6 protein-coding genes are annotated in these 12,965 nt (G+C 44.8%); all 6 read right to left on the bottom strand.

Features of this window, described 5'->3' with window-relative positions; translation table 11 throughout:
* Positions 1-404: 404 nt before the first annotated feature.
* Complete coding sequence (tilS, locus tag RIM23_RS16675) at positions 405-1,415, bottom strand: tRNA lysidine(34) synthetase TilS (RefSeq protein ID WP_446368305.1); 1,011 nt, start codon at positions 1,413-1,415, stop codon at positions 405-407.
* 52 nt (positions 1,416-1,467) lie between these two features.
* On the bottom strand, positions 1,468-2,457 hold the full coding sequence (locus RIM23_RS16670; protein ID WP_446368304.1) for a KGK domain-containing protein: 990 nt from the start codon (positions 2,455-2,457) through the stop codon (positions 1,468-1,470).
* A gap of 143 nt (positions 2,458-2,600) precedes the next feature.
* Positions 2,601-3,677 carry a c-type cytochrome biogenesis protein CcsB gene (gene ccsB / locus RIM23_RS16665; protein WP_446368303.1) on the bottom strand — a complete coding sequence of 359 codons (1,077 nt, stop codon included), beginning with the start codon at positions 3,675-3,677 and terminating at the stop codon, positions 2,601-2,603.
* 291 nt (positions 3,678-3,968) lie between these two features.
* Positions 3,969-5,666: a DUF3352 domain-containing protein gene (locus RIM23_RS16660; RefSeq protein WP_446368302.1), complete on the bottom strand. Its 1,698-nt coding sequence runs from the start codon at positions 5,664-5,666 to the stop codon at positions 3,969-3,971.
* Between the two features lie 249 nt (positions 5,667-5,915).
* Positions 5,916-9,668, bottom strand: a complete 3,753-nt coding sequence (locus tag RIM23_RS16655; RefSeq protein ID WP_446368301.1) for a UvrD-helicase domain-containing protein — start codon at positions 9,666-9,668, stop codon at positions 5,916-5,918.
* On the bottom strand, positions 9,665-12,502 hold the full coding sequence (locus RIM23_RS16650; RefSeq protein WP_446368300.1) for a DEAD/DEAH box helicase: 2,838 nt from the start codon (positions 12,500-12,502) through the stop codon (positions 9,665-9,667). Before RIM23_RS16650 ends, RIM23_RS16655 begins: the two co-directional genes overlap by 4 nt.
* Positions 12,503-12,965 lie beyond the last annotated feature (463 nt).

Here is a 12,965-nt window from a genome sequence, read left to right as displayed (position 1 = left end):
TGCGGTATTTCATTCACTGACTTGAACATACCCTAACTAATTACAAGTAATCTAGTTAGTGATTCTTTCCCTGCTTTTACCACTGGGAAATGCTGTTCTCGGTGGTTATCAGGAACTTTTGCCTTTATTCCCCTCCAAGCAATTTCTACTATGGAGATAAGACTATTAGTCTTATAAACGCTCTAAGATTTTTACCCTTTAGATGCGTTATTGTAACAAATAGTCTCTACTGGAACCGCCTAATCTTAAGTTTTCTAGGTACCATCTCGTGCCGAACAAACGTCGCCGTACCTGTTAGTATTATACCAAAATTGTAGGTGTTTCGCTAACCCTACCTAAATCAGGATTATAGGTAGGGACTGCGCTCAACTTTTGTTCAAAAGCACGTTTCTACATGGCTTCCTCTACTCCCCCTGACTGTCGTGCCAAATAATCCAGTCCCCTTGGACTTGAGCGCTTGCTCCTCCTGGAAAGGATGAGGTACCAGAGCGATTGGGTGCATTAATTAAAGCCGTAATTGCTTCAATTTGCTCAAAATTGGCAGCCGTCGATTGGACAATTGCTAGAAACTGTCGAATAGCACGGCGTTGTAGGGCGAGATGAGCTTGTCGCAAGACTAAGCGATTGAGTTTTCGAGCTGTCTTGGGTTCATTCTCACTCGTAGAAACCATGGCTTGCTCGCGTAATGATTGCGCCGCCGTCTCTAAATACTCAACATCAGCGCGTAACAGTTCTGCTGTATGACCAACAACCGTTTCCACTTGCGGATTAAAATGAGTTTTGAGATAAGGTAGCACCTCTTGGCGAATGCGATTGCGAGCATAGCGCAGATCTTGATTATAGGTATCCAGCCAAACCGGTAGGTGCTGTTGCTCCACAAACTCCCCCGTTTCCCCACGGGTGACTTCTAGTAATGGGCGCACAAGCTGCACCCCTGGGACTAGAGGACGTTGCCAGGTCAGCGATTGTAGACCATCAACCCCTGTGCCTCGAATCAGATTATACAAAACCGTTTCCGCGCGATCGCTCTGGGTATGAGCTGTGACTACATCTTGAAACCCATGAGCTTGGGCAATCTTACCTAATGCTTGATAACGCCATTGTCGAGCCGCTCCCTCACTCTGAGTCACTTGAGCCGCGATTTCTAGATAAAAGGGAATTGCCCAACCCTGAGCCAGTTGTTGAATGTGATCCGCCAACCCTTTGTCTGCGGGCCAACGGTGATCACAATGGGCAATAGCGAGCTGCCATTTCCACTTCGGCTGCAAATCCAAAAGCAGTTTCATTAAACAGAGGGAATCTTGTCCCCCTGATACAGCCACCAAAACATGACGGCTCGGCGCTAAGAGCTGCCTTGTCTTTAGCGTTTGATGAATACGGGCGTGAAGCGGCGTCCAATCTGAACGTTTAGACATGCTTACAAGTTCATCAGCTACCAACCTGTTAATTGAGCCAACAGGAACAACGTTACTGATTACTTCGCCAACTTTCTTGACTCATTTCTTGCCAAACATCATCAAGAAGCGAGTCTGTATCATTATCATTCTCCTCCTCCTCGAAGCTTGAGGATAAATCGCTCAAATCAAACTCATCTTCATCACTAGCAGAGGACTGACCAAAATCAAGTTCCTCATCACTTTCTGTGGCAATCGCTCCCAGATCTAGTAACTCCTCATCATTACTGGTGCTTTCCTCTTCCATCTCCAACTCTTCTTCAATGCTTTGGGAGAGTTCATCGAATTCATCACCAAAGCTAGCTGATGTGTCTTCCTCATCACCTGCAGAGAGTTCATCGAAGTCATCCTCAAAGCTAACTGATGTGTCTTCCTCATCACCAGAGAGTTCATCGAAGTCATCCTCAAAGCTAACTGATGTTTCCTCCGCACTGGGAGACATTTCCTCGAAGTCATCCTCAAAATTAAAAGGTGGCTCTTCCTGTTCTAATTCCTCCATTGGGAAAGTTGCCCCCCTTTGCTCCATCTCATCATAGATGTCACTAGGGCGGTCTTGCTGTTGCTCCTCATCGCTGAAGGCAGATAATTCATACTCCTCCTCATCCAGACTCATAGACGGCTGCTCTAAATCGAGTTCCTGATCCATGGTGGTTGAGAAGTCTGCCACAGGGAACTCATCCTCACTCTCATCTTCCCCACTGATCGATTCTACTGGCTCCTCATCCTCAGCTACCTGAGGACAAAATTCCAGATTAATTCTCACCTTGCCTTTTTGCCAGCCACTTGAACTAAATCGCAAGACTTCACAGGAGATACCCTCCTCACTAAACCAGGCATCCTTGTCTTGAGTCCATTCACTTAACCCATACTCAAGCTGCGTTTTGAGCGCGTCCGCCAATTCGCCTACTCGGAAGGTATGATGCCCAATTAAAATTTGCGCTGATTCGTCAACGGATAAGACTTCACCACTAGCAAGTGGCTCAAACTGATTATCTACGCCCATTTTCCCCGATTAACGTTCTACTTTTGTGCTTAATCATGATTGACAGATCGATCCGTTCAACTGACGCCTGACACGGCGATTGTTTGGCGCTCCCCCGACTTCGGTAAGCGATTTTGTTGTCGCGTTGATCAGTCCTGGAATCCTTAGAAGAACCAGCCGTAGGAATGTAATCCTTTACCCAATAGATTCACCCCAAGATAACAAATCCAGACTACAACAAATCCTGTTGCCGCTAGGATAGCAGGTCGGCGTCCTTGCCAGCCTCGGGTAATGCGAGCATGAAGGTAGGCGGCAAACACTAACCAGGTAATTAATGCCCAGGTTTCTTTTGGGTCCCAACTCCAATACGAACCCCATGCCTCATTTGCCCAAACTGCACCGGCAATAATGCCAATTGTCAGCAACGGAAATCCTAGCCCGATAATCCGATAGCTAATATTATCTAACGTATCCGCTAAGTTTAGACGTTGGGGAGAAAGGGTGGGTGCGCGACGCAACTCTGATGCGGAGGATGGAGCAGACGTGACAGCATCTAGAACGGCTGTACTTGTGGAACCCGACTTGTCTTGCCAACTCATCGCCATTGCCCCATTATCGCCACTCACCTGGGGCTGGAGGTTATCCTGATTCCGTTTTAACTGATATGAAGCATTCCCGGTCAAGTTATCTTTACGGCGATAGCTACCTGTACCGACAGAACTACCTCGCAGTTCAACATTTTGACCACGAGTCACGACTAAAAAGGCAATCGCTAACAGTGCTCCCACCATTAGTGTCGCGTAACTGAGCATCATCACACTGACATGCATCATCAGCCAGTTGGATTTCAGCGCTGGGACTAAAGGCTCCGCCTGTTGCATATCCGCAGGTAGTGACAGAGCAGCAAATGCGGTAATTCCCATGGCGACGGGGGATGTAACTACACCCACCCAACGACTCGCGCTCATTTTTTCCGCTACCAGATGCATCGCTGTGATCCCCCAGGCTAAGAAAAAGAGAGATTCATAGAGATTGCTTAAGGGAAAATAACCTGCATTCAACCAACGGGCGCCGAGTAACGCGGCGATACACAGGTTGGCGATGATCATACCCGTTCCGCCCAAGGTGGGCAGATAGGGAATGTTCTTAAACGCCGCCCCAACCCAATACAGCAGCATGGTTACCAGGAGAACTGCAAATGAAATATTATCTAAGCTGTTTTGGAGTGAAACTAGATCCATAAATATGCTTCTCGACTCAATCGTTTGTAAATAAATTGCTGCGTTACTATTATCCTATCGGGATTGCTGCCTTTGACGAGAGGCGAAAAACCTAATCATAACGATTTTCTGGATTCTTGGGGATTGGGGAAGAGGAGAAGAGGGAAACAAGGAGATTATACTCCATTCCCCCATCAGGGCGGGTTTACTCAAGTTAGCGGTTTCTGGAGTAACGTTATCGGTCAAAAGAAGCCCCTACAAATTGGCTCCTAGAACTTCCCTCCCTGCCCCTCTTGCCCTCATCTGGAAACGTTAAGGGGATGGTACTGGGGAAGGAGGAATCGGAACTTGATTGGACGGTAGTATTATTTTTAGCTTGACAAATAAGTCAAAGCGTGTATCGTGCTGGTCTTCAACTGCCGACGTAAAACCGATCGCACGGATTGCCTGAATCATCTCATCAAGTTGAGGGGGAAGTTGAGGCAGATTTAAATTATCTCGATTTAAGGTACGCTCAACCTCAATGAAAACTTGACCGTTATGGGGGCTAGGTTTTGTGGGTACGATTTGCTGAAATAGGGGCGTTTGAGTCAAGGGGGCTTGAGGTTGAGGGACAATGGCATTAGCAATGGGTGCGCCGAAGGTGAGGAAGGCGATATTCCCTTCTAACCAGCCATGGGTAGCGGTGACGCCTCCTAGGGGAGAGATCCACTGCACCACAGGTTGACTATTGATTTGGGTGTTTTCAACGGTAAACTGATAGCGCGTTTCCATGACTTGATCAAGCTGCAGGAAAGCTTTTTCTGTACCCGCGCGATCGCTCGATAAAATCATTAAGGCTACACCCGCCCCTAGGGTTGGCGGCGGCTGATTTTCTGGCGGGATGAGCAAATCCTCAGTTGCGGGGATGAGAGCGATTACCCATTCCCCCGCCATCCAGGGTAATAAATCTTCTTGAACATTTAAACCCAAGATTGTCTGTACACCTGCACTTAGATTCGCCGGGGGAATGGGGATCAGGGGATTAGACGGGGCGTTTTGGGCATAACTCTTCCACAATTGGGCTAAATTACTACCACTGAGCATTAATCGGGTATTGGCGGGGAGGCGTCTGGGTAAGCGGCTACTGGTATTTTCTACCGGATAGGTGTTTTGGCTATTGGGTTTGAGCCAAGAAATCCCGCGAAAACGTATCCCATCAGACTCCAAGGATAGAGTTGTCGCCAGCCCTTGCTGGGGTTGGCTTTGAGCCAACTGTTCCGGGGGAAGCTCCCGCGTGGAGTTGGCGGCGGCGGTTGCGGTAAAGACGGGTAGGTTTAAGTACACTTGAGCAAACCCCTGGGCGGTGTCAATTTTAGCCAAATTTTCAATATATCCCGGTGTAGCCGCCACAGACGCCGCACCTTTGTAGGTATCAATCACCCGATTCATGGCTTGGGGATTTGACGTAACCACGACAAAACGCTCCAAGACGGCGACTGAATAGTTTTGACCTTCCTTTTGGGTTTGGCGAATTTGAACCCCGCGATAGCTTCTCTCGCCAAATTGGGTGACTTTCTGAGACTTGGTTTTATCCCAGATTTGTCTGGCTTGGGCGGGGTTGTCAATGGGTAAGAGGATCAAGTCGGGGAGTTTGATAAACGGTAATCCGACAGAAGAGGTTTGCCCCGGTTCTGTTTCTGGTGCATATGTACTATCACTCCCATAGGCAATCATTACCGTTTCCCCTACCCACGGTTGGATATCCTTCTGGTAGTCATAGCCGTTATCTGTTAGCAGGCTTTTCTCCAGTTGGGCGAGTTGTTTCATCAACGCCGCTTGGGTGGTGGGCGTTCCATATTCCTGCAATTGTCGCCATTTATCGGGATCTGTAGACACCGATGCGGTGATCAGGGTGTCTTGAGGGACGAGTTTTGCCCCCACTGGTGCATTTTCTAGCCAGAGATTACGTTGTATGAACAGAGAATAGGCTATGACACTCCCGCTAATCAGCACAACGACTGTTGTCAACGCTAATCGTGGAAGGAATTTATTTTTTTTAACCATGAACCGACGCGATCGCGCTTGCAGTGTTATTGCTAATTTAGCAGGGGAGAGGAGTTTTGAGAGCTGTAGGGGCGGGTTTCACTATTATCCTTTTTTTTGAGACCCTGATGTGACTAAACCCGCCCCGACTTGATCCTTCGCCCTTGCTAGTCGGACAGGGTTTTGAATTAATTCCCTAGGTAAAATTTCTTACATCTGTTATCGAATGTTGGGCTAGAAATCATCCTCAGATCGTAAGTATCCAGCACAGTTGACGATGTAGTAATATCCCTGCGCCAACACGGATTGACACAGATTCTGGTTGAATTTAAATCCATTTTCGCCTTCCTTGGGAACACGAAAACGCGAGATGCTAGTTACGCGAATACCTTGTAATTGTAAGCCATTCTGGTTGGGGAACCATTGCCGAATGTAGGTGGAGTTTTCTGGCGTAACTCTGCCAATTTTGGTTCTCAGTATCGGGTGAAAAAGATGGTAATAGCTTTGGTTTCTTCCCCTGTCCCAAATTAATTCTAATGGATCACCTTCACCGATTTGCTGGAAAATTAAATCCTGTAACCCCTGACCCTTTCCGTTTGTGAGTTCTCGCTGCGTCTTAAATCTAGCATAGTTATCATTAGCGAAGTTGAAAAGAGTAAACATTACTTCATTATTAGTTACATAACTGTCACCTGAATCAAACTTTAACCCTAGCTGCCCATTTTCCTTAGCCTTAATAGGCTGTCCTGCGGCTAATCGTTCTTCACGCTCCCCCTCGATTAAATACAAATAATCCCGCGCTCGTGTCATGGCAACATAACGCACCCGTCGTTCTTCTTCAATCTCCTCTTTGTCCGAAATATCTTTACTACAATCGGCAGCCGGAATTAGTACAGCATCAAACTCTAATCCTTTAATTTTGTGAATGGTTGAGAGTATAATCTCTGGCTTTCCTGGCTGATTTTGCTGTTGATATTGCTTAGAAAACCAGGTGAGTTCGCTCAGATGGCGAATATCTTCAATCTGTTCAATAAATTCTGAGATCGGTGTATCAGGAGAATAGCTCTCCTCAAATGATAAAGCCGCTTTTTCCAAAAATTCATAGGAGCTTTTACTCCATACTCCCTGATACGGTTTCAGGCACTCCTGAGTGCGCTCTTCGATGTTTACTGCGAATGACCCAATTTTCTGTTCCGGGTTTTGTTTGAGTTGATCCAACAAAACAGCGACTTCACGTAGATCAGCAAACCGCTCTCGCCCACCTTGAACTCTAATATAAGTTCTTTTACCAAACCGATCTCGAATATCACCTAAGATGCGGTAAAGTTCAGGATTAGTCCGGAAGAGAACGGCAAGAGAACAAAGATGAGGACGCTTTAATAGCTCATCAATTGCTTCGAGAATTTTTTGAAGATGAGCATTATTCGCTTTTTCTAGCTTCACTTCTCCTGTTAATGTCTCTTCATCCCTACGTCCAGATTGAAGTTGGTTTTGTCGCAAACGATGGCAATTTCGGCTGATGTATGCTTCGGTTACATCGAGAAGTGGTGAGAGTGCGCGATAGTTTATAAACAAACTTTTTTTGTGGGCGTCAAACTCTTGCTCGAACCGTTTAAAATAAGAAACAGATGACTTAGATTCTTTCCCATTTTTGCGCTCGTATCCGTATATACTTTGGTCATCATCCCCAATGGCAATCAGTTTAGTATTGTCACTTTTGATCCGCCTGAGCATTTCATAGCGCTCTTGAGTTATATCCTGATATTCATCAATAAAAATATAATGAGGAGCATCACGACTATCGGGTCTAATTAGGCTTTTATTCGTTTGCGTGATTTCCAAATACTTTGCTGGATAGTTTTCTAGAGAACAATTTTCATCCAACTGATTGCCTAAAGTGCGGCGGACATAGCCATGAAATGTGTAGATAGGCAGACTCCCATAAGCGCTAGCATAGCCTAAATCACGGAGTAGTCGGCTTAGGCGCGATCGCAATTCGGCAACGACGGCTGCATTATACGCCAGCACAAGAATATCTGCCGGATTTTCCCATTGCTTTACAATCAGATAAGCCACACATAGTAACAGTGTTTTCGTCTTGCCTGTACCGGGTCCAGCTATAACAATGAGAGAGTTTCTCGGACAAGCCTCAACAATTTCTTTTTGCTCCTTGTTTAATTCCGCTATTGCTTTCTCAAAAGCGTCTTGGCGAAGTTGTTGACCCAATCGACTATTGCCGGATAATTGGTTCAAAATCAAATCTTGAATTTCGGCAATATTTTTACAAGCAAAATAGTCTTTTATGAACTCACGTTGATGGCTTTCCGGAACTTCTGTTAGTGTTGCCAAGGCATTTAATCGCCATTCCTTGAGTAAAAAGTAATTATTAAAGTCTTCTTGAATCTGACTATCAGATTGATTTATGTTTTCTTCTAAAACAGCTTCAGTAAATCGCTTTTGTATTTTAACGCTGAGTGAAGTTGGCAGAAAATCCTGCTGATAAGCAATATAACCCAGACTTCTGATCCAGTACAGAGCGGCTTTTAAACGGTCAGGATTATCGATGGCGGCGGCTTGCATCAAGTCACCCAGATTAATGGTCTTTTGTTGTTCATGTCCTTGCTTGATTAGAGGTAAAATCTGTTGGCAAATTTTCTGAATCCGATCGAGTTTCTTGTCCAGATCATTCGATTGAATTCGGATATCATAAATAATACCTCGCTCTAAACGAGTGCTTATTTTAATACCATCTAATTTATTGAGTAAACGTACCATCGGAGTCCAAGATTTGAGGAAACGCCGTTCCTCTGGAGTGGGTGACTCATTCGATCGGGGGAAAAGTTCACTAGCTTTCTGAGTAAACCTTTTTTCGATGTCAGATTGACTTATTTTCACATTCAAGCTTTTTTGTCGCCATTCACCGATTAACTGCAATAGGAATTGATAAACGTTCAACCATAACTTATCTTTGTCACTTGCCATTTCCGTTTGACCAAATTTTGTCATTTTGATGCGGAAATGACGATGCCAACAAATGATACCCTGTTGATGCAGTCGAAACAGTTCCTGAAAAACCTCACTAAAACTATTGAGATTTAAGCAGGTTTGAATGTCCAATAGTGAAAGACTGACCCACTTTTCTGTTGTCCCTCCCCGATCACGTATCCGTTCACCTAAGCTGGAGTGAGTTGACAGGTTAGCGACTCCCAATGATAGGTCAACGTGGGAAACTACCCGATCGCCCAACTCGATTCGCCCTAATTTTTCTAGCCAATGCAGCAACATTCGCTGAGTTGTTTCCGGATTCGTTTTATCTTTTAGCGAATCGGATTCTGTAATCAGATCAGCCGGGATAATCAAAGAATTGGAGCGGTTGGCGAATTGGGTTTGATAATCCGCGATCGCGACTCGCATTGCCTCAATATCACTCCAGTGTAAGCGGTTTCTCTGCATCTGCGATCGCGCCTTGGCAAAGCTTTCTTTACTGTAGAAGAGAATGCAGCGTACTTTGTCATCTCGAAGTTCAGCATCTTGCCGTTTCTGCTCGTTTCTCCCAGCTCTTCCAATCTCTTGCAGGTAGTCTTCTAGTGAATCCGGCGGTTGTAAATGAAAGGCAAAATGAATATTAGGAACATCTATGCCCATCCCAAATGCTTTGGTTGCCAAAATTACAACTTTTGTGCCCTCTCGAAACTCCTCCTCAGTTTCCTGGCGGGCTTCGGGTTTCATTCCTGCATGATAAAAACCAACCCGAAAATTACGCTGTCCCGCTTCCTGGAATTGCTGATTAAGCTTATCTGCATACTCTTCGCATTTGAGGCGATTATTGATAAAGATAATTGCCCTGCTTGTAGCTGGGTTCATCTCAGCCGCCAAAATCGTACAAATTTCATTCAGGGCATATTTATAATCATGAGACTGTTCTGGGGGAATCGGGTGGAACTCCAAGGCGTGATAGCTTTGAACCGGAATATTGGTAGAATTCATGGCTGATCTGCTGATGCTGAACGATTGATTTTTAGGATAGTTTCTAAGTCAGTTCTAACCTGCTGAGTGAGCGTCGCTGAGAGGATGAGAATTGGGGCATTTCTGCCACGTTTTCGTTGCTCAGTTACAAAGCGAGCAGCATAAAAATAGTCAGGGCGAAAGTCTAACCCCCAAAGCGAAAGACAGTGAGCTTCGTCAAAAACCCAATATTCGGGTTCACCGTCTCTGGAAAAACGTTCCTCTAATGCTTCTCGAAACGATTGACTACGGAACCGTTCTGGCGCTGTATAGAGTAGTAAACATTCCCCGGTGCGAATCCGTTGATAACACTCTTCAATGTCTTCCCGCGTCAAATCTCCAGTTAACCCGTCTACCGTATTAATAAAGCCTTTTTCTTGTAGAGATCGCTCTTGATCTTTAATTAAGGCTTTCAGGGGTGAAATGACCACCGTTAGACGATTAGTGTGATATCCTCGATAAAGTGCAGGCGCTTGGAAAAGAACAGACTTTCCACCGCCTGTAGGAAGGCTGATAAACCGATGATCTAGATCATCCCGTGGGAGGATAGCTCGGAGATGGTGCATCTGCTCATCGCTTAGTTGGCAATCAGCCGGAATAAATACTCGTTCTATTGCTGGTTTCCAAGTTTTCTCGTCAGGGAGTTTAAACGGTTCAGGTTGATGAAAATAAGATTTTACTGTTTCCAGGGTATCTGGAAAGGTTCGCCCTTCCTTTAAATTTAAATCATCGTTCTGCCAAAAATTATTGTGTTCCTTGACGTTAGCGGATCTTAAACGAGGATCAAGGCAAATTAAGCGAACAGAGGAGTTATTGGCAAATCCCAGAGCAGTTTTTATCAGCACCGGAATGCAAGCCTTGATCGTATCAGTTGGGTTGGGACATTTAACTTTTATCTCTGATAAAGCGGACGGTATTCCATTTTCTGATTCTGCTAATATAGATTCATCATCTGCATCCTCACGATTATTGGATTCTCCATCTGGATTCTGTTCGTTCTCACCCAGTTCCCCTTCAGATAGGCTGGAGTTCAATGGTGCAGAATCTGACTTGACTAAATCTAGGATAGGAATCAACGGAAGGGGTAAAGATTCCAGTAAAATAGTTAGCTTCGCCGAACTCATTTCGGAGACAGATTGCCATTCCCAAACTACCTTTTCCAGTAGTCGCACAGGAACAAGCAAAAGAGAATTTTCAGATTTCGTCAGTCGCCGCAATGTCCTGCGTAAATCTCCCTGATTTTTCTCATAACTTAAGATAGTATCACGTTTAATTTTGCGAGTACGAGACAGTTCTTCAAGTAGCTGATGAAGCGGAGAAATTTCCTCAGATTCAGTCACCGCTAATATAATACAACCAGGCTGTTCACATTCACAGTAATGAGATATGAATGGCAAAAGATTATGCCAATAATCAGCCCGGGAAGGCGTTTCCGGTATCCTCCGACAGTCTAAAGATTTTTCTCCTGGTATAAACCACTCAGCTGAATGGTTAGCTTTGATGATGGAATGGTATTGCCGTTTAGGGACATGATCTTCAAAATAGGCTTCAGTTAAGCATCCCCACAGTTTAATTCTTCCTTTAATCGTTTTCTCTAACCAGAAGTGAGTTAGCCCTTGGCAATCATCATTTTCCTTTAATAAAGCTTCTTTTTTAAGACCAAGCCTTTCCAGAGAAACATAACTGCGTCCGACGCCAAAGCGCGTCCACAACCCCTGAGCATTAATTCTTTCATTTTCTTCTTCAGATGTCAGGTTCCGGATCAAACGCCGAGAATCAAAGGGAATTAGTTCGGGAAATAGCAAATAACTTTTATTAAAGCCCCAAGCTTCAATTTTTTTCCGGATATTGATCTGGGCGTAATTAGCAAAGGTACAGTAGACAACATTAACATCAGCAGGAATATCTGGAATTGATGTCTCTTCGCCTAATTTCCAATTTTGCCGTAAAATAGCCGGAGCGAGTTCAGCAATGGGTCTATAGCCATGTTTTATAACGTCTTCAACATAACGCTGGAAAAATTCCTCTCCACCTTCCTCAAAGAAAATGGGTGTTGCTGTGGGTTGAATAACTTGAGCTTTGGGCGGTTGCATCAAGGTAGCCGCGTAATCGGAGGGTCCAATAATCAGAGTTTTAGATTTACACTTAAGGAGTGAGTTGATTGCCTGCATCCATAGAGGTGTCTCAGAGTGGAGGAAAAATGAATCGGACTCTTGTTTAGCTTTTTCGCGAATGGTTTCTGGCGCTTCATCACGGCGTTGGTACTGATTAATAGCTAGTTCCAGCACTTTTTCAGCATCTTCAGTCGCTTTGTGACTTGTCTTGAGTGCATAGCAGGGACGCAGTGGACAAAGCTTCATCTCTTCCTCAAGAGTGTCAACTATATCAACATTGTCAACATCACAACCTTTCTGGCGCAAAATAGTTAAGTCCCATGCCTTGATATTATGCCCAATCACTCTTTTTCCTGCCGTCAATTCATCAAACTCACGCCGAACCTCTTCATCCGACAATTCGTGTCCCGTTAATTTGACTGGTGGTTTTCCCCGTTCCAGTAAAGCAAACTGCCAGATTCTATTCCCATCTGATTCTAGATCTAGGGCAATACTATTCTTTTCCCATTCTTCTTGTTTTTTTGACCAGATGATTTCCTGTATTTTGGGAAAATAGACGGCTTCTGCTTTATCTTTGCCGAGGATAAAAGATTCACGAGGGATAGCCACAAAGTCAATGCCGTTGGCATCTTCACAACCGGGTAAAATTGGGAAAATTTCACAGTGAAAGAAGTCACTCTGACCAAATTCATAACCGGGCAAAATGACACCTTTTTTCCTGTAGCTAGAGAAACATAGTCATCTCCTTTGCGCCAGATAAGCTGAACAGAGGGTTCTGATTCTAAGCGGATATCATCGGCTTGTTTTCCCTTGTCTGTGTCAATAATAATAAAAGAGACAACAGGTAGTAGACGTTTCTGATCAGATTCACGCCTAAACCAGGGACTAATTGTTTTAGGTAGGGATGTGACATGAAACCAGACTGATTGACGAGTCTCGAATTCAAAGTATCCAAACCCTCGGTTACAAATATTTTGCCAGCTTTTAACTTGTATTGCTTTGTATCGCTTTGGCGTGGTAGACTGCATCGACTGTCCACTCCTACTTTACCCAACCGTCAATTGTAACCTCACTCAGATGTATCTTGGTAAAATCCATCACCCAATCCTGATACCCGGTTGGGGTGCATAGTAGCATTTTGATGGAGATGGGGAAGGTGGCGCAG

Origin of the sequence: Coleofasciculus sp. G3-WIS-01 (assembly GCF_040223135.1) — a bacterium.
Taxonomy (GTDB): Bacteria; Cyanobacteriota; Cyanobacteriia; order Cyanobacteriales; family Coleofasciculaceae; genus Coleofasciculus.
Note: the sequence above shows the minus strand (reverse complement) of the source record. Positions and strands in the feature narration are given on the sequence as shown.

What these genes read in the sequence shown, in the direction of transcription:
- tilS (WP_446368305.1), bottom strand. Translation starts at nt 1,415, where the DNA reads ATGTCTAAACGTTCAGATTGGACGCCGCTTCACGCCCGTATTCATCAA.
- RIM23_RS16670 (WP_446368304.1), bottom strand. Translation starts at nt 2,457, where the DNA reads ATGGGCGTAGATAATCAGTTTGAGCCACTTGCTAGTGGTGAAGTCTTA.
- ccsB (WP_446368303.1), bottom strand. Translation starts at nt 3,677, where the DNA reads ATGGATCTAGTTTCACTCCAAAACAGCTTAGATAATATTTCATTTGCA.
- RIM23_RS16655 (WP_446368301.1), bottom strand. Translation starts at nt 9,668, where the DNA reads ATGAATTCTACCAATATTCCGGTTCAAAGCTATCACGCCTTGGAGTTC.